Genomic DNA, 25,528 nt, shown 5'->3' with positions numbered 1-25,528 from the left:
CATGGGTCACTTCAGCCCATGCGGGCCCATACAAACAACAAGGGCGCCACTCCTGGCGCCCTTGTTGTGAATTCACCGACTCGATCAACCCGCGAGCACGGCGCGTCGCCAGGCGTCCAGCCTCTGCCCCTCGAGCAACCAATCACTGCGCACCATCGCCTGCTGGGCGCTGCCAAGGGCCGCAGATGCATCACGATCATCAAGATGCAGACGTATCGCCCGAATCCAGTCACAGGCCTGATTGCTCACCCTCGACAATGGCAAGGTATCGCCACCTGCGAAGCCAGCCACCCGACTACAGATTACCGACTGACCGCACGCCGCATGCTGGAGCACACGCACGTCACCGGAAAATGCGTTCACCTCAGACTCGCCCATCGGCACAAGGGCGATGTCCAGGTCCAAGGCAGCCAGGGTGACGCCAAGGGATTGCGCATCCACAGCATGATGATGCTCTTTGAGATAGGGCAACAAGCTGGCAGGACAATCCCCCAGCACAACCCAGTCGACCTCGCCCGCCAGCACCGGCACTACTTCGGCGAGCAGGTACGCATCACGACACCCGATCCATCCCACGCGGGGCTTCTCTCCTGCGCGCCGCCCCCCTTGCAAGCGCCCCCACGAAGCTGGCAGCACATTTTCGAGCACCCGGACATCGTCATGCCAACCCTGCAGCCTCTCGGCTGCGGCGGCCGTTGCAACCAGCACCCTGTCAGCCTGCATCACCGCAGGCCGGATACGCCGCTCCAGATCTTCGCCATGAAGCAGGTGTGCACCGCCCAGATCCTGCGGATAACGATCCAGATCGTAGACCTTGAACGCCTGCGAGAAAGCTCGCAGCCTACGCAAGGTCAATAGCCCAGCCTCATCCAGCGCCCCCTGCAGGACAACACTTGAGGGATTGAAGCGCTCTATTTCCACAGCTGACAATGTCCCGGCGACCACAGCCCCCTCCAGACGACCTGCCTCACGCAAGGACCCCATGGGTTCCAGCAGCCGCGAGGGTACTGCCTGCTCCTGATCGACCACAAAGGCCAGCACGCTTGGCACCACCCCCTGCAACGGTCGCCAACTCATTTCATAGCCCTGAACGGCGAACTCCTCGCCGGTACTCAGCGAAAAGTTGACGTTGTACGCCGCATCATGCGCCAACTGCGGCAACCAGCGCGCATATAGCGCTTCCTCCTGCTCGGCACTGGCCGGCGCAGGCGGCGGAGCATCCAGCAATACCCTGGCGTGAGGCGTCCAGACATTCAGATAACCCGCCTGAGCCAACCGCAGGCACAGGTCCACAGCCGCCCAGCGGGAATACAACGGATCGGTATCGAAGCCACCAAGCTCGACAAACAGCGAGCGGCGCACCATGAGACACTCACCACCGACAGCCGAACAATCCTGCTCCAGCCCAAGGCGCCCCATGTAACCCGGATCCTGCACCGACCGCCCCTCGAAGGCACGCCCAACCCCGCCCCCCAGCCCCAGCACCAGGGCTGCCTGATGGATAGCACCATCGCGGGACAACAGCTTGCAACCAACCGCCCCCACCTCCGGACGCTGGGCATGATTGAGCAACGTGGGCAGCCAATCATCATCAAGCACCACGCTATCAGCATCCAGCCATAGCAGATAATCGCCACGAGCCTGCTCGGCTGCCGCATTGCACATGGCCGCGCGTGCATGGCCGGGCTCGAAGCGAAGGACCTTGAAGCGCCCCTCCCCCATTTGCCCGACCATCGCCAACCAGTCCAGTAGCACCTCATCGTCGCTGCCCGGCTCAACCAGCAATACTTCGTACCCGACATGAGCCGTCTGCGCCAGCAAGCCCTCCAGACAACGCTGGAAGTTCACCAACTGCCCTTCAAGGAAAATGATGATGCTGACCGAGGCCGACTGTTGATGCGCGTACTCGATTCGATAGCGACCAGGAGCAGTGGTCAATGGCAACGCCCGAGCGCCGAGATATCCTCGCCCCTGCAGGTGCGCCTCGATGACCGCGCAAACGTCTTCACACGGCTGTAGCAGCAACGCATTGCCAATCAGCAACGGCTCACTTACATGACCAACGCATCCCAACCCGTGCTCACTGATCAAACGCAACTGATAATCCAGCTCGAGCGCACGACCGGCAGCCTCGCTGAAACCACCTAGCTGACGCCAGGCATCGCATCGGTACAGCCAATGTCGCGACAGGCTCTCCGGGAAAGCCAGCAACATATCCAGATTCAGATCAGGGCGTAGGGCGGTCTCGACTACGCCCTGCGCCTGGCACAAGGCTTCGTCAGCGTAGACAGCCAGGCAGTCCGACGAGGCCCGAACCAGCTCGAGCGCCGTCACCAGCAAACCACTGGCGGTAAACTCGGTGCCTGCATCGACCAGCATGAACCATTCATCGGAGCTCCCATTCAGGCAGGCATCAATGGCCGTGGCCGACCCCGCCCGGGAACCCTCCCTATCCAACACACAGGTCCGCACCTCCCGATACAGGCCGCGAGCCAGGCTATCCAAGGTAACCGCCAGCGCTGCATCGTCTCCATGGTCCTTTACCAGCACGACAAAGCGCACAGCAGTAGCACTGGCCAGATGCTCATCAATCACCTGCATCTGCCGCGGCCGGGGATAACGCTGACGCAACCAGCCACGCCCTCCTAGCCGATCACCCACGGCTTCACGACGGGCGGCCGCCTGCGTCTTGGCGATGAACACTTCAAGCTGATTCCAGAACGGCGCCGTTCGCTCGACATAACGCTGCAAAGCTCCATCCAGGCCGCCACGGGCATGTGCCAACGCATCTTCGCGATCCAGCATGGCGAAGCCGGCACTGCCGACAAAGCTGGCATCGAGGAAGGCCTGGTCGATGCCATGCCCAGGTATGAAAATGACCGGACACCCGCAAAGCACCGCGATTACGCAGGTCATCGACCATTCATGGGTATACATCACCTCCGCCCGGCGAAGCAGCTGCGCCAGCTCCGACAACGTCAGAGCGTTCGCCATGCTCAGTAGGCGGATATCCTCTGGCAGTATCGAATAGTCAATGGCATCGAGCGGATGGCGATTCTGATACAGATACCGGCCTTCACGCCGATCAACGGGCTCTCCGGCACAGAACAGGTCCACATCGATGGTAGGCAGGCACAACAGGTCACCTTCCGGACGACCGTGGTCTTGCGCGATCAGCTTGCCTGAGTAAAAACACAGGTCACTGGGAGCCGCCTCCATTCCTCGCCCACTGATGAAACCTTCGAAGTTCAACAGAAAGCGTGCCACGACCGAACAATGGAAGGGGTTGCCCACCGTGACCTCGGGGTAGACTGCGATTGGCACCCGACCAGCAAGCCTGTGACGCTCGCTGGCCTCATCATCGAGCAACGGCGTCTTAAGCTCGGGGTTCACCACTTTGCCGCCCAGGATGTAGGCCTCTCGCCCGTTGAGGTTGAGCAGGTGACAGAGGTAATGAAGCGAGGCAATCCCCGATGAGGTTTCCCGGTAGTCCGGCGCCATGATGTAGTACGGGTGCTCCGGCCGGGCATACATCAACCGAAGACGCTTCATGGCCTGCTCAAGGCCCGCGCCCACCTGCACGGAATTCGACATGGGGTAAAAACTCCAGAAATCAGCTGAATAGTCGCCGAGCCAAGGCCGTTACGCCTTCTGCGTACCTGCGAAGAATTGGAAGATCGCCTCGCACACCTCGGTGACCTGCTCGATGGTCATGTCAGAATAAAGCGGCAGGCGCAGCAAGCTTGCAGAAACTTCCTGAGTGACAGGCAACTGACCGACACTGCGCGCGTAACGCAGGCCTGCCGGGGAATCATGCAAGGGCACGTAGTGGAACACAGCATAGATACCCCGCTCGCGAAGAAACGCGATCAACTCTCCACGCGCCTCGTTGCTACGCATCAATATGTAGAAGATATGTGCGTTGGCCGGCTTGCCACCCGGCGCGCAAGGCAAGGTCAAGCAACCGTCCGCTTCGAGAGGCTCTAGTTGGTGGTAATAGGACTCGTACAAAGCGCGACGATGTACATTGATGCTCTCTCCCTGCTCTAGTTGGGCATAGAGGAAAGCAGCCGTCAGCTCGCTGGGAAGAAAAGACGACCCCACATCCACCCAGGTGTACTTGCTCACCTCGCCTCGGGAAAAGGCTTTGCGATTGGTACCTTTCTGCCAGATGATTTCAGCCCGCTCAATCAACTTGGGATCGTTGATGAGTAGCGCCCCTCCCTCACCGCTGATCACATTCTTCGTTTCATGAAAACTCAGGCATCCCAGATGCCCAAAGGTCCCCAGTGCGCGATCCTTTTCCCGGGCGAGGATCGCCTGGGCGGCATCTTCAATGAGAATCAGACCGTGCTTGTCGCACAGATGCAGCAAGGCAGCCATATCGCAAGGCTGCCCCGCATAATGCACCGCGACAATCGCCTTGGTCTTCTCGGTGATGGCGGCTTCGATAAGGCGCTCGTCCAGGTTGAGGGTATCCTCGCGCACATCCACGAAAACCGGCACCGCGCCGCGAAGAACGAAAGCGTTGGCAGTGGACACGAAAGTGAACGACGGCATGATGACTTCATCTCCCGGCCCAATATCCGCCAGGATCGCCGCCATCTCGAGGGCCGCCGTGCACGAATGCGTCAGCAGCGCCCTGGGACACCCCAGATTGACCTCGAGCCATTCCTGGCATAAGCGCGTGAACTGTCCATCGCCGGCGATACCACCATTCATCACCGCCTGGGCGATATAGAACAGCTCTTTGCCAACCACAAATGGCTTATTGAAAGGAATGATCTGGTTGTTCACGTTCATGTCTCCGGTATTCACGCTTCAGGCGAAGTCCGACAGGGAAAGGTAGCCACCCAGCAGGGCATCCAGGAAGTCGACCTGAACTGTTCGCTCGAGCTCATGCTTGTCGAAGAAGGCGCGCGCCCGCTGGTAGTAATACTGCTCCAGCGCCTGATCGGCGTCGGTATGCCCCGCATCCAAACCGTGCTGCGAGAGTGCCGAGCACTTGACTGCCGCGTACTTGCGACAGCATGCCTCCACCGACTGGTCGAGCCATGCGCTACGCTGCGGCCGGGTGAATTCGAAGTAGCTGCCGGCCTGCGAGGAAATCGACTTGTCCAGCAGCAAGGCCGCCAGGTTGTCGGCCAACCATGGCGCAAAATGGTAACCATCACGACGAGTGCCGGAGGCAATGAAGGTGTTGTCGTTAAGCTGGCCGATGACCGGGTAGCCATCGAGACTCAGCGGACGATAGCCAAAGTTGTAACGAATGAAACCACTGGTACGGTGCAGATGGTTGACCTGGTTGATCGCACCGTTTATCAGCGCGGCCACCGACTCTGCGCGAGGGAAGTGCTCGTCGGCGGTGGTCACCAGATTGGTGGCACCGACGACGAACTGATCACCCTGGTAGGGCGCGTGGTAGATTCCGCAAGCACCGCCACGATTTGGCGTGCGCAGGACATAGCGCCCCTGAATTCCTGGGTTCTTCAACACCACCGTGGCGCCGACGCCATTGATCACCCGAATGCAGCCTTCCTCCTCCCAGAGGCGCGTGGCCATGCTGCCGTTGGCCAACACAATCCGCTCGGCGCTAAGCACGCGCCCGTCTTCGAGGGTTACGCCACGGGTACGACCGCTGACCTTGTCGAGCGACTTCACCACGCCATCGACAAAGCGCACACCACGCCTTTGCAGCGCGGCCTGCAGCGCATGGATCACACCATCCGGATTGAGCACGCCCTCGCGCGGCAGGAACAAAGCCTGGCGCGTACGATAGCTCTCACCCGGCACATAGGCGGGTTCCAGCTGCGGATCGACGCGTTCATAAGGCTCGTCGAACTCGTCAAGATAACCGGCGATGGCATCGAATGCGGCATCCTCGAAACGGTTGGATGCGTTGTTGTTTATCAGCACGGTGCCCAGACGGTAGTGTTCAGCAGGAATATCGAATTCTTTTACGAAATCCCCCCACAGACGAGCAGATGCCTGGCTTAACTCGAACTTCAGACGATCACGCGGCTGATCGAGTGCGCCAGGCTCGAGCTCGGCGAAAGAGTTGAGCATTGCCGCAGCCGCCATGGAGGCGCTGTAAGGGCGTGCTGCCGGGCCCACAACCTGAATGCACTCGCCCGGAACACTACGCGACAAACCTGCGGCGATAGCCAGGGCGACCATGCCATTACCAACAATCAGAAACATGGTGACCCCCTTACAGAAGCTTGACGATGCACAGCGACGGATAGGTTTCCGATCGCTTGATCTCGTGACGCACTTTCCCCAGTACTTCGGCTACATAGGCATAGCCTTCACCCGGCAGGAAATCGCGCTGCAACTGGAAGAACACCAGCAGCGAGCCCGGCAGGCAACGCGGCAGGATCTGCTCGAGGGCAAAGCGCGTCGGCCCTTCAAGGTTCATATCGAAGAAGGCCAGCGCCACCAGCAAGTTCCGCTGTTCTTCGATGAACTGCGGCAAGGTATCCTTGATATCACCCTCTACGACCTGATGACCGCCTGGTACCTGCGGCAGCGCGTTAATGCCTTCATGCAGGCTCAGCAAGTGCCGCAGATAGTCGGCGTATCCATTGCCGGTGGCATAGCACCCATCCTGAAAATTGACATTGGCGACCTTGCCATCGCCGGCATGGGATTGGTAACCCGCAAAAGTGTCGAACGCGGCAATACGTCGCTGCTTGTTGAAGGGCTCGAAGATGGCGCGCAGGTTTTCGCAGAGTACGGCGTTCTGCCCACGCCAGGTGCCGAAGTCGAGCACCGAGCCAGGCAGGCGAACGATTTCCCTGTACAGATCGGAAATTGCCAGCATTCGCGCCAAGGACGCAGAACGAATGAACAAACCAAGATTTCGCTCTTTCTCAGCATCATCAAGAGGTGCGTTCGCGAACGCCTGCCAAAGCTGCTCGCGCGCGTCGAGCTGGCTATCGCTGGATTGGGTGACAGAAGTGGAACCGCTTTTGAGCATGATGTTCTCCAGGCAAAGAGGGATAGGGACGGCGCGTCAGGAAGACTTGCGCACAAGCAAGGTGAACTCGTACAAGCCGTAGTCATGCAAGAGTGCCACCTCTCTGGAGTAGGTTCTTTTGCACAGATCAAAGTAGAAACAAGGATCCCCGTAATACAGGTAATCACGCATGAAGGGCGGGTCCGAGTACGAGGTAAGACAATTGAAGGCAAAGCCTTTGCGGCTGCAGGCATCCATCGCCCGCAATACGTCGGCGATGTACCTCTCCCACGTGTCGCGAGCGGTGTTCTGACAAACGTTGAAGATGCCACTGGCCACCGCATAATCCGCCTGTCGCGACGCACTTTCGGCCACTTCGAAGCGCACTGCGTCATCAGCCGGATGCTGCTGCCTGGCTGCGGCAATCATCTGCTCGGACAGGTCATAACCGTGATAGTCCACAGGCAGCCCCTGCTCACGCATCCAGGTCAGCAACGCGCCGTAACCGCACCCGACATCGATAAGACTGAAGCCCGCACGTTGCTCTTCGACGGGCACCAGTTTAAGCAACTGGGCAAAACGCTGTTGCTGGGAAGCGCTGCCATTCCAGTCGACCCCCTCTGGAGTTGCGCCGTGCGTACGAATACGCGACGAATAGTAATCCGCCACACCCTGCAAGATATCTTTGCTCATGGATGACGCTCCAGAAAGTTCGATGCTTCACTACCGGTATTGAACAGCAGGTCGAGGACACTGACCGCATGCTCAAACCCACCGAACAACTGCGGATACTCCGGATAGCCGGCATAGCTCATGTACGAGACTTCAAGGCCGCCAGCGGCGAACGCAGCCTCGTCCAGATAGCTGCTGGCTGCCGGTCCCGATAGGTATTCGGTCGCCCCAAGGGCCTGACAAAGATGTATCAACCGTTGGTTTTTACCTTCACTGCTACGCCCGAGTTCCTCGGAGCGATACAGCGGTGTATCGATACCGAGCAGAGCACACAGGCCGGTGATGAAAAGCTGGTTGATGGAGGAAAGACGAGCGACCTCGGAGGCTTGCTCGTAAAGCGTGCGAACGGGGAGCTCCATCTGATCGAAGCAGGCGGCTCGCCGATAGTTCATCTCGATTGTCTTCCAGTGCTTGGCCGCCCAATCCGCCTCGCTGACCTCGACTTCGTTGATCAGTTGCTCGTATCGACCGCGGTTTTTTACCGGAATACTAAGCCAGAGCTCACCTTGGGCGGTCTTGATCTTATTGCGATTACGCCAGTCGCGACGCGTGTACTGCACATCGTCATATAAAACGAACGCATCGACACTGCGAATCAGGTCGAAATACCCCTTCCACGGGATGTAGTTCGATTGCACCACCGCCACTTTCTTTTGCATCCCGAACCTCATAGGCACAGCACAGGCACTACATTCTGCCTGTCAATAAATCGCCACCAGGCAAGAAAAAGCCGGGCTTGTAACCCGGCTTTTGCAAATCCCGCGCCAGCTCGCGCCCGGCTAACAACACGTAGCCCCTTGTTCCCTTGATGGCGCTCAGGGAGACAGTCGTAGAGTGGATTTCGACAGGGGCCGCAGCCCTCCCGGCCGTACCCGAGAACTATCAAAGAGGTTTTGGACGGATAGCAAATCCCCCAATTCCCGTTATCTAGAATTTGCACAATGGGCACGGACTCAAGACGCACCCCCACACAACGACAAATGGCCGCCTCGGAGAACTGGATACCCCGTAGGCGGCCATGCATGAAGAGTCGCTTGTCAGAAGCAGTCCAGCCATGCGTCCGGCACATACAGGGCTAGACACAATAGCGTTGAGTTATCCCAACTGAGCGATCCAGTTACTGGAAGGTGACGCTTCACCCGCGCCAAGGGAATCCAGTTGACCATCCCCCTGGAAAGCCTCAGGCCAATGCGCCGACAATTGCGAAGACGCCTCATCACCCAGGACCGGCAGGTCCGTGGCAAGTAACTGCGCGCGAGGCGTCCAGACCACCATCAACCCAGCCTGGGCGACCGCCAGGCTCAAGCCGACACCGACGTCCCCTGCGAGCGGCAGGCCACCGCAGTGCACGAAGGCTTCACGCCCCACCATCAGGCAACCATCCGATACTGCCGAACAACTGCGCACCGACAGCGGCCAGCGGGCCTTGGCGACACCTTCGAGCGACAGTTGCCGCCAGGGTGCATGCACTCTGGGGCCGGCCAACAGCTGATAGCCTGCGTGCAGCAACGTACCGTCAGTCGACCAAAGGCTGGCGCCGACAACCCCTACTTCAGGCCTCTGCGCCTCGTTCAACAGCGATTCGATCCAGGCCGGGGTAATGACCTGGCAATGCGGCGACAGCAACACCAGGTAATCGCCACGAGCCTCGCCGGCCGCCAATCCGAGCAGTTGCTGATGCGTTGCACCGACTTCGCCGGTAACGACCCGCAATCGGCCACCCAATGCCTGGAACGCTTCGACCTTGGTCGCAGAAGGTTGCCCGGGAAGCGCCAGTACCACTTCGTAGCGCGGGTAGCGGGTTCGCTGGAAAATGCCGGCCAACCACGCAGGCCCGACCTCGCCCGCCAGCAAGATGCTGACCAGCGGTGTGGCGCTATGGCGGAACTCGATTGCCAGCCCTCCAGCCCCTTGCTCACTGATCTGAGGGCGATAGCCCAGTTGAGTGAGGTGGCGATTGAGGATCTTGCGCGCCTCCTCTGTGGATGCCGAGGAAGGTTGCTGGCTGACCACCAGGTACTCATCCATGTGCGCCAGGCTGCCTACACCGTGATGCTCGACCAGGCGCAACAGCAAATCATACTCCAGGGTCTGAGGGTCGGTACCGTTGTAACCGTCCAGGTCGAGCACTACCTGGCGACGCAGCAGCCAGTGCCGCGCCATGAGCCCTGGTTGACTGCGCAACAGATCCAGATCGCTGCCAGGCCGGCGCACAGCGAACAGGCGCCCATCACTGTCACGCTGGACTTCGTCGGCGGCAATGGCCTGGCAAGCCGGGGATTGGGCAAGCTCTACCGCCAGACGCATCAGTCCACCAGCAAGAAGCACATCACCGGCCTCAAGCAACAGCAGCCACTCGCTGGGCAACTGGCGCACCAACTGGTTCAGATGCGAGACCCAGTTGCCCTCTGCGACCTGGATGAAGTGCAAGGTGTCCCGCGCGGTGGTAATCGCCGGCGGTTTGCCGGCCTTGAGCACCACCAGCTTGAAATTGCGCACGCCGCTGGCCAACAGGCTGTCGAAGGTTGCCTGCAAGGCCAGGTCATCGTTGTTCAGGTCAAGCACGACGAAGGCAATCTGCGGCGCCGGGTACTCGGCCAGATGGGACTGCACTCGCTTGTGCGCAGCCTCATCCGGGGTGGCCGCATCGATCGCCGCGAGCACCTGCCCCGATGGCGTGTCGAGCAGGGAATGGCGTGTCTCGCTGTGCGGTACCCCGAGCAGCCGTGCCATCCAGTCGCCCATCTCGCGGGCATGGTGCGTGTTGTCCTCACCGGTCAGCACCTGATTGAGGGAGCGGCACACCTGGACATTGAACAGGCCCAGACCCAGCGCCTTCCAGTAACGCTCCTCAAGACTCTCACGGGTGTCATTGGGGTGCATCACCAGCAGGTCGCGCTGACGGACCCAGGCCCCCTCGAGGGCATGCCGATGACGCTTGCCGGTCGGCCAGGCATGACAGAGGAACTCCACCTCGGTCAACTGATCGAACAACGGGCGATTGTAATAAGGCAGTTCCACATGCTGCTCGGGCTCGAACGAACGCACCGGGTCATCGATCACGCTGGTCCAGCGTGAGGTGAAGAGCAGCGGCTGCTCACCCTGGCACCAGGTGTTGCGTACGAAGCGATTGAGCGCCTCGAAGCCGTCATCAGCGGACAGGACGCCCGCGTCATGCCCACCGCCCCACTGACGCAAAGCCCGCACAGTCTGGACCATACGCTCCTCGTGCACGGCAGAGGACAGTTTCTCAGGCTGCGATTCGCAGATCACATCGGTCTGCTCCAGATGGGCGACTGCCCCGCGCAGCAGGATTGCGCAGGACAATGCCACCCGCCAGCCTGCAGCATCGAGCCCTTCCGGCAGCGACACCAGTGCGGCCCGTAGCGCCTGCGTACGAATTACCGCACGCCAGGCTTGCTGTTCGGCGTCCGCGTAATGTCGCAAGCGATCCAGCACACTCTCCCCGGGATGTGCAGCGAAAGCTTCCCCCACCTTGTGGTAGGTCAGCTGGCTATTACCGGGCGCATAGGCCAGGGCGTGGCCTTGCACGGCCATTACCCCCGGCTGGGCGCGCAGGTAGCGCACCGCATTGTCCAACGCGGCACCCAGGACGAAATCGGCATCCAGCGCCAGGCAAACGAACGGCGTCGCCACCTGCGCCAGCAATTCTCCCAGGGTGGCGGCATCGACCAGCGCTGCCGGCGTCAGGCCCTGGCAAGGCACGCCCGCCCGGTGATAGTAGTGCGCCGCACGAGCTTGGTGATCCGCCTGCTCATGCCCGAGCAGGACGACGGTCACTTCATCACGCGATCCGAGTGTAGTTTCGTTCATAGGGCACCTGTTCAAGGGGTTCGGCACCTGGCTTGGCCAGGCGCCAGGATTCAGTCAGCCAGCCAGGCGTTGGCCCAGTGCTGCAGATGGTGTTCGTTCAGTACGTAGTCACGCAGGACCGCCTCGCGCAACGCATCTCCCTGGCGGTAGCTGGCCATCGGATCGGCAAGGTGCATACGGATTGCATCCAGCCACTGCTCGGTAGTGTTCTCGCGGACCCTGGTGCAGGGAAGGTAACCTGCGTATGCCTTGGTATCGGTGCAGATGACCGGGAAGCCGCACGCGCCATATTCCAACAGGCGCAGGTTGCTCTTGCAGTCGTTGAACAGGTTCTGCTCCAACGGCGCCACCGCCAGGTCCAGGTTGAGACTGGCCAGCTTGCGCGGATAGTCCGCGAAAGAGATCCCCGGGTGAAACTCCTTGACGTAGGGCAGCAGTGTCTCTGGACACATGCCGAAGAACACCCAGTCGACTTCGCCGGCCAAGGTCTTGATTACATCCAGCATCAATTCCAGATCACCGCGGTGACTGGTACCCCCTGCCCACCCCACACGCGGACGCACGCTGGTCTGGCGCTGGCTGGTCAGCCCGCTCCACAGCGATGCGGCGAGCATGTTGGGGACTACACGGATATCGTGGTGCATGCTGGACAACGCGTCGGCCAATGGCTCGGTGGAGACCACAACCCGGTCGCACAGGGAAATCGCCTTGCTGACCAGCTCGCGCATGTTGCTCGGCATGTTGCGCGCATGGTCGTTCTTCTTTGGCGGCTCGATGATGTAGTCGTCCAGCTCGTAGATGCGCCGCGCACTGGAAAAGCGCTTGTACTGCTCGATATCCCGGACATTCGCGGGCAGGTAGCGGCACTGCAGGATCACCACATCGGGTTTTTCCCGCTCGAGGTCGATCAGCCCCGGCGCGCTGTAGTCGATACGCCCCTGTATCCAGCCCGACCGCTCCAGCTCATCGAACGGCTGGACCACTCGATAGTGTCCGACCGCCGAGGTGCTGCTGGGCAGCGCCAGGACAGACGGCATGGCCCGCGCGATGAACGGATCCCATCCGCCTCGCAATCCGGGGTCGAAGTTGAAGTTCGGCAGCTTGAGGCTGAGGTTGCGGTTGTAGGCCGGGTCATTCGCCACCCAGGCCAGCCAGCGCGCATACAAGGCATCACGGTCGTCCTGCCAGCTTCGCGGCGAGCTTTCCTCGGCCGCCTGGGTGCCCAGCTTGGCCACCCGCGCGAACGGCGTCCACACCGACAGATAACCCGCGACCCGCGCCCGCAGGCACAGGTCGGCGTCGTGCAGCGATGCCTGCAGCGCGGCCGTGTCCAGTCCCCCCAGCTCGGCGAACAACTCGCGCCGCACCAACAGACAGTCCAGGCTCAGCGCGCTCCAGTTCTGTACCAGGCTAAGCCGGTTCATGTAGCCGCCTTCGTTCACCGGGCAGCCCAGGAACGGACTGGCCGCCGTGGCCTGCATTCCCAGGACCAGGCCGGCCGAGACCACGGCCCCGCTGTTGTCGAACAACTTGGGCCCGACCAGCCCGACTTCGGGACGCTGGCCAAGCTGCAGGAGCTCGGACAACCACTGCGGCTCGAACAGCACGCAGCCAGCGTCCAACAGCAGCAGATAGTCGCCCCGGGCGTGCACACTGCCTTCGTTGAAGCTCTGCGCTCGGCCATGGGCGGCACTCTCGAGCACCCGCAATTGCTCGCTTCCCAGATTCCGCAAACCGTCGAGCCAGGTACGAACATCGCCCGGCGTCCCGGCACCGGCAACCAGCACCACCTCGAAATCGGGATGTGTGGTACTCGCCAGCACAGACTCGACGCACCGCACCAGCACCGCCAGGTCGCCAACGGCAGGAATGATGATCGAAACGCTCGCGACCTGGGGATGCAGGTAGGTGACTCGGGTCATCAGACTGCCAGCAATACCCTGTACCTGAGCGTCCACTCCCAGACGCCGCAGGTGCGCCTCCAACACACGCGGCGCCTGGACGTGGCCAGCAGTGTCGCCCAGCCATTCAGCATAGCCGTGTCGGCACTGCACCAGCACTTCAGGGATATGCTCTACCACCTGCAGGCCATGGGCCTCGATCATTCGCCACAGCAGGTCGTGAGGCGCCAGGCCTTCGAAGCTGGCGTCAAAGCCCCCAAGCTCACGCACCGCCGCATTGTTGAATGCCAACAGGCGCCCGACGTAGGGCAGGCTGCGCATCAGGTCAAGGTTGAAATCCGGCTTGAAGATCGGTGCCGACGCGGCGAGGCTGTCGTTGGCGCCCTCATCGATGTACAGGCACAGGCTGTCAGCACGCAGCGCCATGCGCTCGGCCATGATCACCAGCGCATGGGTATGCAGGCAGTCGCCAGCACGCAGCAGGAACAGCCAGTCGAGCGACGGACCGTCAGCCAGCCATTGATTGAGCGTGACGAAATCCGCGTTGCCACGCACCAGGTACCGAGCACGGTCCTGCACCGGCCGCTCGAAACCCTCAGGTGTCACCACCAGGACTTGCCGGGCTGGGTAGGATTGCTGCCAGAGACTGTCCAGCGTTGCACGCAGCACCTTTTCGTCGCCCGCCTCACAGAACACCACCACCGCGATACCGGGTTGTCTAGGCCATTGCTCCACACGCTTGGGCAAGAGCCGCTCCTGCCCGGCGGACAGCCGGCAATGCTCGAGCCATTCAGCGTACAGCTCGGCAAAACTCAAGCTGTGGGTACCGATCTGCTGGTTGAAGTTGGCCATCTGCGCCCCGAACAAGCGCCGCAGATCGAGTTCATCCCACTTCTGCTGGGGGTTTTCCAGATAGTCCGCCAACGGCATGTAGCGCACCCAACCGTGGGCAGGCGCTGGCTCGGCATTGCGTTCGGCAAGCATCTGCAGCAGCCATTGGGTTTCGCTCTTGTAAGCCTCGACCATGGTGCCTTGATGGCTAAGTCGCCCCGGATGCACCCGCTCCATGCTCAGCACCTGCTCCAGGCTGGCCAGCTGTCCGCGCCGCAGAACGCAAGCGTAGAGCGCCAGGTCCAGGCGAGCGGAAAAACCCTGCCCATCCTGCACCAGGGTAGGCAGGTACGTCGCGACCTGATCACGACGCAGCAAAGCGTGGCTCAAGCCACCGAACAGGTTGGGTGCATCATCGGCGACGCTTTCCAGCAGGTCGGTACCATGCAGCACCGCACTGTGCATGGAAATAACGAAGTTCAGCGCGCGTGAAGGCAACAGCACGTCATCGGCGGCGCACAACAGGCGCTGGCAAATGACCATGCTGATCTGCTGCGACTCGCCGAGCACACTGGCCTGCTGGCTGATACAGCCGGCAAACAGCGTGTCGTCGTCACAGAGGAACTTGATCAGCTCGCCCGAGGCGTGCGTCAGACAAGCCAGCAGGTTGCGGGCGAAACCAAGGCGCACCGGGTTGCGCACATAGCGCAAGGGAGCTGGCGAAGTGACACGCAGCTCATCACAGACCGCCTCGATCTCGCCCCCGGGGCTGTCGTCACACACGACAATCTCCAGATTCGGGTAATCCTGGGCGATTGCGCTGGCCAGTGTGGCGCGGAAGAACTCAGGGTTGAACGCAGGGATGGCGATGGTGACAAGGGGTTGTGCGCTCACAGGTACTCACTCAAAACAGAAATTCGCTACAGGGCGACACCCTGCCCCGCTCGGCACCCGAAGGCCTCTGGCACCGTCGCACAGTGGCCTCACCCCGGAAAAGGTGAGGCAGGACTGCGCGTAGTTGACCCACTGAGCGCAGGAGCATGGCTCAGATGTAGTTGACCAGCGACAGGCTGGAAATCTTTGCGAATGATTGCATCGAGGCTGTCAGTTGGTTCTTCTGCATCTCCAGGCGCATCATCACTTCGCCGATATCACTGTCGCGGATCGAACCCTGGGTCTTGGTATTCTCGATACCCAGGGCCTCGTTGGTTTCAGCCTGTACATCGAGGGCCTGACCGCGACCGCCAATTGCAGAGATGGAAGACGACACCTGGTTGGTGGCACTGGCAATGTTGCCGATCGCCGAGTCCAACGAAGCAAGGAAGGCCTGGCGAGCAGCCGGGTCATGGTCCTGCGGGGTGTTCAGCGCGCCGCGCAACTGGCCGATGGTGTTGAGGATGTTCTGGTTCTGATGAGTATCGACCTTGACGCCGAACGAATCCCCGGCGCTTGGCGGGCCGGACAATTCGAAGCTCACACCGGCTGCGGTGGCCGTATTCCCGCTGAGAGTTCCCGAGGAAATCGGGCGGCTGTCGGCGGTCATTGGCGCGGCGTACAGTTCGAAGTCGGTGGCGCTGGTGAACTTGAGTACAGCACCACCACCCGGGAACGCGGCCTTGTAGGCGGTCGGATCGGTGATCTTGGCGTCGGTGACCTGCTCGGACGACGTATTGCCTGGGCTGCGGGTACCGGAGATCGAGTCGGCCTTGGAGCTCAGGCTGAACGTATGGCCGGCGATGGCGGCGTCCGGGTTGCCTTCGTCACCCGGCTTGAAATCGATCTTCAGGCGCAGGTCTACACCGCGGAAATTGATGCTGATGTTATCGCCTTTGGGGTCGAACTTGCCGCCCTGGCTGGCTTCCAGGGTCACATCGTTGCCCCCGGCATCGAGGATCTTGTATTCGGTGCTGCTGGTGAACTCGATGCTGTAGGGCTCGCCGCTACGGAAACGGTCGTTGTAGGTGGCACTGCCGGAAACCTGGCCATTGGACAAGCTGACACGCCCGTCATCAGGTAGCGGGGCTGTCTGCTTGGTCTCGCTGCGGCTGGTATTGAGCGCCTGCTCGAACGCGCTGTAGCCCGTCTCGTTGGCGGCAAGGCTGAGCATGTCGCCCACCTGCAGCATGAGTTGGCTCTGGTCGCCCTGATAGCTGTAGGTGCCGTCGGAATTGCGCACGTAAGGCGGAGTGTCGCCCTTGGAGCCCGAGAACAGGTACTTGCCGTTCTCGTCCCGGCTGTTCATCAGCGAGAACAGTTGGTCTTCCAGGGAGGCAAGCTCAGAGGCGTTGGCCTTGCGGTCGGCATCGGTGAAGCTGGCATTGCCGGAGCCCATGGCCAGCTCGTTGACCCGCTGCAGCACCGCGCCAATGGCATTGAGCGTGCTTTCGCTGGAGCCCAGCGCGTTGCGCACGTTGGTGATGTTGCCCTTGAACTGGTCGAGCATGTTCTGCTGCTGTTCGAGCTGCAACAGACGCGCGTAGCCAACCGGATCATCGGCGGCGGTGCGCACGCGAATGAAGTCACTGGCTTCTTGCTGGGTCTTGTTTACATTGCCAAAAGTACGCTCGTAGTTGGCGCTGCTGCTGGCGTAGAACTGCGGAGTGGAGATGCGCATGGCCTACGGCTCCTTAAAGGCTGTTGATCAAGGTTGCGAAGGTTTCCTGGGCCGCCTTGATGATCTGCGACGACGCGGTGTAGTACTGCTGGAACTTGACCAGGTTGCCGACCTCTTCATCCACCGACACCCCCGAACTGGAGTTGCGGCTGGTCAGCGCGGAACCATGCAGCGCGTTGGTGGCGTCGCTGTCCATCGATGCCTGGTTGGTCTTGCCGCCGACATTGGATACCAGCTTGGCGTAGGCATCGGTGAAGCTGATGCCCTTGCTGCCATCGCCGGTATTGACCGTGGGTTTGGTCTGCAGGTCGATCACCGACTGTGCATTGCGGTTGTCTGCAGAACCGGCCTTGGTCAGCGATACGGTGTAGTTGTCACCATTCTTGGGCGCACCGGAGATGCTCATCTCGAACGAGAAGTTCATTTGAGCGCCACTGGCGTCCTTGATCGGGTTGCCGCTGCCATCGACCATTGGCACAGACAGCTGCAGCTTGTTTTCCTGGCCAGGGATGACCGTACCGCTGCCAAGCGGGTTACCTTTGGAGTCGTACATGGTGTACGCCTGAGGCGATACGGAATCGTCGCCAAACACCAGCTTGACCGGGGTCGAATACTTCAGCCCCGCCTGCATGTCCGAGCGTTGCTTGGCGTCGTAGATATCCAGCTTGGACGTCAACGTGGGCTGGGAGGTCTGCCCGGTCCCCTTGTTGCCCGAACCGCTGGTGGCGTTCAGCGGGCTGGCCATGGCCAGACGGCTCGGGTCGGTCAGCACGGTTTCCATGCTGGCCGCCGCGTTGCGGGTCGGGGTGATCTTGAAGCTGTCGCCGGCAACCGGGGTGCCACCATTGAGGTTGAGCGTGAAACCGTCGATCACAGGAGGTGGGTCGGCCGTGATGTCGAAGGTACCCATCTCGGAATTATCGGGCAGACGCCGCACGGAATACTCGGTGGCGCTGGTGAAGACGACTTGATAGTCGTTGGTAGTGAGCTTGCCGCTGTCCTTGATGTGCACATCGAGGTTGCCGGAACCGGCACTGTTGCCCAGCTTGGGGATGCTGCGCCCGGCAACGGCCGTTGCACTGTTGATGTCGCCAAAGAGGGTCGCACCGAACTGGCCATTCTTGTCGATACCCTGGGCCAGCTGGCTGTTGATCGCATCGGCGACCACCAACGCCACACGGCCCAGTTCGTTGAGCGCAGGGTCGAGGGTGTCCCTGCGGTAACGCAGCAAGCCACCGATTTCGCCACCGGTAGTGCTGTCGGTGACGTCCATCTTGGTCGAACCGCGATTGAGCACCAGATTCATGCGCGTCGGGTCGGTCGAGGCGGGTTCCACACCCAGCGTCTGGGTGGAGTTGCCCAGCACCAGGGACTGGCCGTTCTTCAGGTAGATGTCGTAGTTGCCCTCGCGCTCCACCACGTCCACGCCGACAAGCTTGTTCAGCTCGCGCACCGCGCCATCACGCTGGTCAAGCAAGTCATTGGGCTGGCCATTGACAGCACCGAGCTTGGCGATCTGCTGGTTGAGGTCGGCGATGGTCTTGGTGATGTTGTTCACCTGTTCGGCCATCGACCCCAGACTGCCATTGATGTTGGCGTTCTGCTGGGTGAACTGCGCCGACAACGTATTGAAACGCTTGGCAAGTGATTGTGCGCTGGTCAGCAGCAACTGGCGCGAGGCATCTTCGGTGGGCTTGGCCGAAGCATCCTGCATGGCGCTGAAGAAGCTCTTGAGTGCGGCAGTGATACCGGTATCGGCGCCGGACAGGGCAGTGTTGAGCGGGCCGATCTGATTAAGATACGTGTTGGCGTCACTGGAGAGCGACGTGGTGGTACGCAACTGGTTCTCGATGAAGGCGTTGTACACCCGTCGCACATCGGCCAGGGTGGTACCGGTGCCCATGAATACCTGGCCAACCTGCTGGGCACCCTTGGTCTTTTGCACCATTTGTTGGCGAGAGTAACTTTCAACATCGGCGTTGGCGATGTTGTTACCCAGGACGTACATCCCGGACTGGGCGGCACCCAGCCCCGACATACCGATATTGATCAAACTCGCCATGGTTCCCTGCCCTTAAAGTTGTGTACTGGTACCGAGCATTGCGTAGCTCTGCTGCGACTTCATCTGCTTCGCGATCTGCGAGATCTTGCTGGCGTAATTGGGGTCGGTGGCGTAACCGGCCTTTTGCAGCTCTCGCACAAACTGTTCTGGTTTATCGGCGGCGCTCACGGCATCTTGATAGCGTGAATTGCTCTGCAGCAAAGTTACCAAGTCGTGGAAACTTTCCTGATAGCTGTCGTAGGAACGGAACGCAGCCGTCTCCTTGACGAACGCACCATTGCGGAACTCGCTGGTGATCGCACGCGCCTCACCACCCTGCCAACTGCCAGTTGCCTTGATGCCAAACAGGTTGTGGCTGCTGCTGCCATCGGCATTGCGCATGACCGATTTGCCCCAGCCGGTTTCCAGCGCTGCCTGCGCCACCAGGTACCGCGGGTCGATGCCAATGCGCTTGGCCGCCTGTTCGGCCATCGGCAGCATGGTCTCGACGAAGGCGTCGCTGTCGGCGAAAGCCTTTTTCGGTGCCAGCGGGGGCTGAGCCACAGCGCGCCCGAGAATCTGCAGGTTGCCGCTCGGGACCGCGAACGCCCTGGCCGGCTCCCAGTCGCCGGTTGCAACGCCACCGACCGGGATATCGCCCCGGCGCGGCAACGCCGCCGTGTTGGTCGCCGTGCCTGGGTTGCCGGCAGACGGGACGATACCGGCCAGCAGCCGATCGGTGAGCTTGCCCGGCAGCGCCAGGCGCCGCGAATTGAGCGCCGCCACGTCATTGCGCACACCCGCGCCTGCCTCGGCATGCACTGGCGCGGCGACTTTCGACGCCCACAACGCCGGGGCATGCCCTTCGATACGCGGGAACGGGCTGGTGTTCACGGAGGCGGCCTTGTTCTTGGACAACTGGCGCACCAGCACGTCCTGCAGGCCAATACCACCACCCTCGCGGGACATGCTCACAGCCAGCTGCTGGTCGTACATGTCTCGGTACTGCTTGACCGTGTCGCTGTTCATCGGGCTGTCTTCATCGGCCATGACATCGGTGGCCTTGCGCGATGCCTTGAGCAGCTCGCTGATGAACATCGACTCGAATTCCTGGGCTACCTTGCGAACATTGCCCTCGCTATCCCGATCACCATGCTTGAGCGCGCTCAGGCGATTGAGGTCGGTGTAGGCGCCGCTGTCGATCTGGCTGGACACCTGAGTTTTAGGATTCATCAGACGCCCCCTTAGATCACGATCAGGTCGGCTTGCAATGCGCCGGCCTGCTTCAGGGCTTCGAGGATCGCCATCAGGTCGCCTGGCGCCGCACCCACCTGGTTCACTGCACGGACGATTTCATCCAGCGTGGTACCGGGGCCGAACTTGAACATCGGCTTGGCTTCCTGCTGGGCATTGACCCGCGAACGCGGCACGACCGCAGTCTGGCCATTGGAGAATGGCCCTGGCTGGCTGACGATAGGGTCTTCGGTGATGGTCACGGTCAGGCTGCCGTGGGTGACGGCCGCAGGCGAGACCTTGACGTTCTGGCCGATGACGATGGTTCCGGTACGCGAATTGATGATGACCTTGGCCACCGCCTGTCCCGGATCGATTTCGAGGTTCTCCAGGATCGACAGGTAATCGACGCGCTGGCTCGGGTCCATGGGCGCGGTCACCCGCACCGAACCGCCATCAAGGGCCTGGGCCACGCCAGGGCCGAGCAGTTCATTGACCTTGTCGACGATCCGCTTGGCCGTGGTGAAGTCTGGGCGGTTGAGGTTGAGGGTAAGGCTGTTGCCCTGGTTGAAACCGCTGGGTACGGCACGCTCGACCGACGCACCACCCGGGATGCGGCCAGCCGACGGAACATTGACGGTGATCTTCGAACCGTCACGACCCTCGGCATCGAAACCGCCTACAACCAGGTTGCCCTGGGCGATGGCGTAGACATTGCCATCAATCCCTTTGAGCGGGGTCATCAACAGGCTACCGCCACGCAGGCTCTTGGAGTTACCGATCGACGACACGGTAATGTCGACCACCTGGCCAGGCTTGGCGAAGGCCGGCAGGTCGGCATGCACCGATACCGCCGCCACGTTTTTCAGCTGCACGTTGCCAGACCCAGGCGGCACCTTGATGCCGAACTGCGACAGCATGTTGTTGAAGGTCTGCAGGGTGAACGGTGTTTGCGTCGTCTGGTCACCGGTGCCATTCAAGCCGACCACCAGGCCGTAGCCGATCAACTGGTTGGCACGCACGCCGGAAATGCTGGCGATGTCTTTCAGGCGCTCGGCGTGAGCACCGAACGCGCAGGACAGAAGGAGTGTCGCGGCAATCAACCGCCTAGCGTTGAACATGGTCATCCGTACTCAAAAGGGCCAGAGCGGGCTGATGAAGAAACGGTCCAGCCAACCGGGCTGGCTGGCATCGGCGAAGGAGCCGGTGCCCGAATAGGTGATGCGCGCGTCGGCCACACGGGTGGACGGCACGGTATTGTCGGTGGCGATGTCATCGGCACGTACCAGGCCGGCAATGCGCACCAGCTCTTCGCCGGTGTTCAGGGTCATCCATTTTTCACCACGCACGGCAATGATGCCGTTGGGCAGCACTTCGGCCACGGTAACGGTGATCGAACCGGTGAGCGTGTTGCCCTGAGTGGCCTTGCTGTCGCCCTTGGTGCTGCGATCGCCGCTGTAGCCTGCGTCAAGGCTGAGGTCCCCGCTGCCCAGCGGGTTGTTGGTGTTGGGCACGGTACCGAACAGCGAGGTGAGGCCGATATTGGCCTTGCTGTTCTTCTGGATCTGGGAACCTGCGTTCTTGCTCGCCGAGGTACGCTCGTTGAGGGTGATGGTGATGATGTCACCCACCCGGAACGCCTTGCGGTCGGTATACAAGCCTTGTTCGAAACCGGCCTGGTAGATCGAGCCGTTATTGGCCGCTGCCGGCAGCGGGGTGCGCGGCAGAACCGGCGCGTAGTACGGGTCGTTGGGCTTGGGCGTCGGTGCGACGCAACCAGCCAGCAACACCGCCCCCCCCAGGGCGAAAACGGACAACAGACGATACATGACACTTACCTCTAGCAGGCGCTGTAGCAGCGTGCGGTTTATCGGCGGCCCGAAGTGGCTGGGCCGCCAGGACTTACAGTTGCTGAGTGACGAACGACAGCATCTTGTCTGCGGCGGAGATGACCTTGGAGTTCATCTCGTACGCGCGCTGGGTGGTGATCATGTTCACCATCTCCTCGACCGTGCTGACGTTGGAGTTTTCCAGGGTCTGCTGCAACGTGAGACCGAAGCCGTTCAGCCCCGGGGTACCGACCTGTGGCGCACCGCTGGCGGCGGTTTCGAGGAACAGGTTGTTGCCCATGGCCTGCAGGCCGGCCGGGTTGATGAAGTCGGCGGTCTGGATGTTGCCGATGATCTGCGCAGCCGGGTTGCCCTGGGTGGTGATCGACACGGTGCCGTCCTGGCCCACGGTGAAGGTCTGGGCATCCGGCGGCACGACAATGGCAGGCTCCAGCGCGAAACCGTTGGCGGTGACCACCTGGCCGTCGGAGTTCAGGTGGAAGGTGCCGTCACGGGTGTACGACACGGTGCCATCAGGCTGGAGCACCTGGAAGAAGCCGCGGCCATTGATCGCCATGTCCAGCGGGTTCTCGGTGTTCTGCAACCCGCCAGTCTGGAAGTTTTTCTGGGTGCCGACCACGCGCACGCCGGTACCGACCTGCAGGCCCGAAGGCAGCTCGCTGTCCTGGGTGGACTGCGCGCCAGGCTGGCGCTTGATCTGGTACAGCAGGTCCTGGAACTCGGCACGATCACGCTTGAAGCCGGTGGTCGAAACGTTGGCCAGGTTGTTGGAGATGACCGTCAGGTTGGTGTCCTGGGCGGACAGGCCGGTTTTAGCGACCCAAAGAGCCGGAAGCATTTAGTGTTCTCCTCGTGCGCCTGTTTTACGGCACTCGTTCAAATGTGATTAGCCGATTTGCAAAACACGCGCCATGGCTTCGTCGCCTTCCTTGGCCGCGCTCATCATTTTGACGTGCAGTTCGAATTGACGGGACAGCGCCAGCATCGAAGTCATCTCGCCGACGGCATTGACGTTGCTGCCCTCGAGGAAACCCGACACCACACGCACATTCACATCGGCGTCCGCGGGTTGGCCGCTGACGGTGTGGATCAGACCGTCCAGCCCCTTGGTCATGCCCTTGGTGTCCGGATTGACCAGCTTGATGCGATCCACTTCGGCCATTACCCGTGGGTCTTCGCCCATGGCGCGGATGCTGATGGTGCCGTCGTCACCGATCTCGACCTTCTGCTCTGGCGGAATGGCGATAGGGCCGCCGTTGCCGATGACCGCCATGCCATTGCCGGCCCGCAGCACGCCAAGCGCGTCAATGTTCAGGCTGCCGGTACGCACATACGCTTCGCTGCCGTCGGGCGCCTGCACGGCAATGAAACCATCACCGGTGACCGCCACATCCAGTTCACGACCGGTTTCAACCAACGGGCCGGCACTGAAATCGGTGGCCGGGCGTTCGCTCATGGCGAAAGCACGCGCCGGAAAGCTGTCACCAAACACCGGCATCGAGCGCGCCTGCTCCAAGTCGCGCTGGAAACCGTTGGTGGAAACGTTCGCCAGGTTGTTGGCATGGGCCTTCTGCGCCAGTGCGTTCTGGCTGGCACCGGTCATGGCCACGTAAAGCATCTTGTCCACAGTCATCCTCCGCTGCACGGGCGATCGATTGCCGGTCGCCGTGGCTGTGGCAAGCGTCGAGCAAGTTTCGCGCCAACTACCACAGAAACGGCAAAGACCCCGGTTTACGGGGCCTTTGCTGAAACGCCCGGCGCGCGCGAGACAAAATCTCGGCGGCGGGCGGCCGGCAGCGGCAAGGGCTGGCCGCCCTCGACGCTACCTGGCGACACTTGGCTGTCAGGTGATGGTGAAGGTATCTCCGTTGTTGGTCTGGAACGACTCGATGGTGTTCGAGCCGGCGTACCAATTACTGAGCATCACACCAGAATCCAGGTTGCCGGCATTCCAGTCCGCCTTGGAGAAGATATAGGCATTGACGCCATCGTTCTGTACCACGACATCCTGGAATGTCTGGATGTTCTTCAGCACGACCACATCGATACCAGCGGTACCGGTGTCCTGAATCACCACGCCAGCCTTGGAATAGATGGTGTAGATATCACTGCCCTCACCCCCAAAGGCATAACCGGCGCTCATCATGTCAAGGCGGTCGGCACCGGCACCACCATACAGCTCATAGGCGTAGCCATTGCCAACGAGGCGATCATTGCCGTCATCACCGTACGCCTTGCCATTGGCGGTCTGGATCGTGTCGTTGCCAGCGTCCCCATGATAGATGGAGCCTGTATCGTTCAACGCACCCGTGATGGTGTCGTCGCCGTCACCACCATTGATCGTGTCCGCCTGGGCAACCTGGGTATTGGCCGGGCGCGCCAAGGCGCCGAAATCGGTGGAATAGATACCATCCCCGTAGAGAATGTCATTGCCCGCGCCGCCATTGATGACGTCATCACCTTCCGCGCCGTAGAGCGTGTTCGCCCCGGCATCGCCATTGAGCACATCAGCGAACGCGGAGCCCGCCACCCCCTCGATACCGCTTAGTACATCACCCTCGGCATGCCCACCCCCCACAACCCCCGTGGCAAGATCTACCGACACACTAGCATTACTCGAGATGTACCAGGCCGAATCCCGCCCGGCCCCGCCATTGATCACATCCGCCCCAGCGCCGCCGATGAAGTTCTCGCTCGCGGCAGTCCCGATGAACGTGTCATTGAAGGCCGTGCCCTCGAAGCTCTCGATACTGGTGAACAGGTCATTGCCGGTTGCGTTCAGATCGAGCGTGATGCCAGCCCCCTCACCCGCGAACGTCAACAGATCGACGCCGCCAGCGCCATTGAAGTCATTGGCCTGGTCGTTGGCCACGAAGACATCACCCAAGGATGATCCGACGAACTTCTCGATGCCCTCGAAGGTATCGCCTTCGGCGATGCCACCGTGCTGGCCGGTCTTGAGATTCAGGAGGATGCCTGAACTGCTGTCGCCATACGAAACGGTGTCGATACCCGCCCCACCGACGAATCGGTCGGCACCAGCGCCACCAAACAAGGTGTCATTGCCAGCACCACCGACAATCACATTGTTACTGGCATTGCCATAGCCGGTGAAGTTGCCGGTACCGATGAAGGTCAGGTTCTCCACCTCGTTGGTCAGCGTGTAGTTGGCAAGGGTCGTGCGCACCTCGTCGATGCCGCCACCAGCCTGCTCGACCACGCCAGCGGTGCTGTACAGGTAGTAGACGTCGTCACCGGCGCCACCGGCAAAGCTCTTGCTCGAGCCTGTCGCCTGCATGATGAAGGTGTCGTTCTGGCTGCTGCCGATGACACTGTACATGCCCGTGAACTTGTCACCCTCGGCGTCACCACCCTGCCCGCTGCCGCCATTACCCTCTATCGTGATCTTCACCGCCTGCTCGGACAGCGAATAGTCCAACGTGTCGTTCAGACCGCCCTCGAAGGTGTGCGCACGGGCATCGCTGATGAAGGTGTCGGCGTAGTTCGAACCTTGGAACACCTCGATGCTGTCGA

16 protein-coding genes are annotated in these 25,528 nt (G+C 61.2%); all 16 read right to left on the bottom strand.

The window, feature by feature from the left end; all coding sequences use genetic code 11:
* Positions 1–84: 84 nt before the first annotated feature.
* Positions 85–3,552, bottom strand: a complete 3,468-nt coding sequence (locus tag BMY03_RS23965) for a glycosyltransferase (protein ID WP_177182949.1) — start codon at positions 3,550–3,552, stop codon at positions 85–87.
* A gap of 90 nt (positions 3,553–3,642) precedes the next feature.
* Entirely contained in the window at positions 3,643–4,797 is a 1,155-nt protein-coding gene (gene rffA, locus BMY03_RS23960) for a dTDP-4-amino-4,6-dideoxygalactose transaminase (RefSeq protein ID WP_094012471.1), read from the bottom strand.
* A gap of 24 nt (positions 4,798–4,821) precedes the next feature.
* Positions 4,822–6,201 (bottom strand): NAD(P)/FAD-dependent oxidoreductase, encoded by a 1,380-nt coding sequence (locus BMY03_RS23955; protein ID WP_094012437.1) that lies wholly within the window; start codon positions 6,199–6,201, stop codon positions 4,822–4,824.
* Positions 6,202–6,211: 10 nt separating this feature from the next.
* Positions 6,212–6,979, bottom strand: coding sequence for a hypothetical protein (locus tag BMY03_RS23950; RefSeq protein WP_094012436.1), 768 nt, complete (start codon positions 6,977–6,979; stop codon positions 6,212–6,214).
* Positions 6,980–7,015: 36 nt separating this feature from the next.
* The gene (locus tag BMY03_RS23945; RefSeq protein ID WP_094012435.1) at positions 7,016–7,651 is read right to left on the bottom strand and encodes a class I SAM-dependent methyltransferase; all 636 of its coding nucleotides are present in this window, start codon (positions 7,649–7,651) and stop codon (positions 7,016–7,018) included.
* Positions 7,648–8,349 carry a WbqC family protein gene (locus BMY03_RS23940; RefSeq protein ID WP_094012434.1) on the bottom strand — a complete coding sequence of 234 codons (702 nt, stop codon included), beginning with the start codon at positions 8,347–8,349 and terminating at the stop codon, positions 7,648–7,650. Before BMY03_RS23940 ends, BMY03_RS23945 begins: the two co-directional genes overlap by 4 nt.
* 436 nt (positions 8,350–8,785) lie before the next feature.
* A complete protein-coding gene (locus tag BMY03_RS23935) occupies positions 8,786–11,524 on the bottom strand; it encodes a glycosyltransferase family 2 protein (protein WP_094012433.1) in 2,739 nt (912 codons plus the stop codon).
* 50 nt (positions 11,525–11,574) lie between these two features.
* Positions 11,575–15,150 carry a glycosyltransferase gene (locus BMY03_RS23930; RefSeq protein ID WP_094012432.1) on the bottom strand — a complete coding sequence of 1,192 codons (3,576 nt, stop codon included), beginning with the start codon at positions 15,148–15,150 and terminating at the stop codon, positions 11,575–11,577.
* Between the two features lie 151 nt (positions 15,151–15,301).
* Positions 15,302–16,870, bottom strand: a complete 1,569-nt coding sequence (locus BMY03_RS23925; RefSeq protein ID WP_094012431.1) for a flagellar hook-associated protein 3 — start codon at positions 16,868–16,870, stop codon at positions 15,302–15,304.
* A 13-nt stretch (positions 16,871–16,883) separates the two neighbouring features.
* Positions 16,884–18,932, bottom strand: a complete 2,049-nt coding sequence (gene flgK, locus BMY03_RS23920) for a flagellar hook-associated protein FlgK (RefSeq protein WP_094012430.1) — start codon at positions 18,930–18,932, stop codon at positions 16,884–16,886.
* Between the two features lie 12 nt (positions 18,933–18,944).
* Entirely contained in the window at positions 18,945–20,144 is a 1,200-nt protein-coding gene (gene flgJ / locus BMY03_RS23915) for a flagellar assembly peptidoglycan hydrolase FlgJ (RefSeq protein ID WP_094012429.1), read from the bottom strand.
* Between the two features lie 11 nt (positions 20,145–20,155).
* The gene (locus BMY03_RS23910; protein WP_046857711.1) at positions 20,156–21,265 is read right to left on the bottom strand and encodes a flagellar basal body P-ring protein FlgI; all 1,110 of its coding nucleotides are present in this window, start codon (positions 21,263–21,265) and stop codon (positions 20,156–20,158) included.
* Positions 21,266–21,277: 12 nt separating this feature from the next.
* On the bottom strand, positions 21,278–21,973 hold the full coding sequence (flgH, locus tag BMY03_RS23905) for a flagellar basal body L-ring protein FlgH (protein WP_046854650.1): 696 nt from the start codon (positions 21,971–21,973) through the stop codon (positions 21,278–21,280).
* A gap of 73 nt (positions 21,974–22,046) precedes the next feature.
* A complete protein-coding gene (gene flgG, locus BMY03_RS23900; protein WP_046854649.1) occupies positions 22,047–22,832 on the bottom strand; it encodes a flagellar basal-body rod protein FlgG in 786 nt (261 codons plus the stop codon).
* A 48-nt stretch (positions 22,833–22,880) separates the two neighbouring features.
* Positions 22,881–23,621: a flagellar basal-body rod protein FlgF gene (flgF, locus tag BMY03_RS23895; RefSeq protein ID WP_094012428.1), complete on the bottom strand. Its 741-nt coding sequence runs from the start codon at positions 23,619–23,621 to the stop codon at positions 22,881–22,883.
* 216 nt (positions 23,622–23,837) lie between these two features.
* The coding region (locus tag BMY03_RS23890) for a calcium-binding protein (RefSeq protein ID WP_143067576.1) at positions 23,838–25,528 on the bottom strand (1,691 nt) is incomplete at its 5' end.

It is taken from the genome of Pseudomonas soli (assembly GCF_900110655.1).
GTDB lineage: Bacteria > Pseudomonadota > Gammaproteobacteria > Pseudomonadales > Pseudomonadaceae > Aquipseudomonas > Aquipseudomonas soli.
The sequence above is the reverse complement of the archived record's forward strand: the minus strand, read 5'-3'. Positions and strand labels throughout refer to the sequence as shown.

Bases quoted from the DNA above. Each gene is read 5' to 3' on its own strand.
- BMY03_RS23955 (WP_094012437.1), bottom strand. From the start codon at position 6,201: ATGTTTCTGATTGTTGGTAATGGCATGGTCGCCCTGGCTATCGCCGCA.
- flgG (WP_046854649.1), bottom strand. From the start codon at position 22,832: ATGCTTCCGGCTCTTTGGGTCGCTAAAACCGGCCTGTCCGCCCAGGAC.
- flgJ (WP_094012429.1), bottom strand. From the start codon at position 20,144: ATGAATCCTAAAACTCAGGTGTCCAGCCAGATCGACAGCGGCGCCTAC.
- BMY03_RS23910 (WP_046857711.1), bottom strand. From the start codon at position 21,265: ATGTTCAACGCTAGGCGGTTGATTGCCGCGACACTCCTTCTGTCCTGC.
- flgH (WP_046854650.1), bottom strand. From the start codon at position 21,973: ATGTATCGTCTGTTGTCCGTTTTCGCCCTGGGGGGGGCGGTGTTGCTG.
- BMY03_RS23950 (WP_094012436.1), bottom strand. From the start codon at position 6,979: ATGCTCAAAAGCGGTTCCACTTCTGTCACCCAATCCAGCGATAGCCAG.
- BMY03_RS23965 (WP_177182949.1), bottom strand. From the start codon at position 3,552: ATGAAGCGTCTTCGGTTGATGTATGCCCGGCCGGAGCACCCGTACTAC.
- BMY03_RS23945 (WP_094012435.1), bottom strand. From the start codon at position 7,651: ATGAGCAAAGATATCTTGCAGGGTGTGGCGGATTACTATTCGTCGCGT.
- BMY03_RS23925 (WP_094012431.1), bottom strand. From the start codon at position 16,870: ATGCGCATCTCCACTCCGCAGTTCTACGCCAGCAGCAGCGCCAACTAC.
- flgK (WP_094012430.1), bottom strand. From the start codon at position 18,932: ATGGCGAGTTTGATCAATATCGGTATGTCGGGGCTGGGTGCCGCCCAG.
- BMY03_RS23935 (WP_094012433.1), bottom strand. From the start codon at position 11,524: ATGAACGAAACTACACTCGGATCGCGTGATGAAGTGACCGTCGTCCTG.
- BMY03_RS23940 (WP_094012434.1), bottom strand. From the start codon at position 8,349: ATGCAAAAGAAAGTGGCGGTGGTGCAATCGAACTACATCCCGTGGAAG.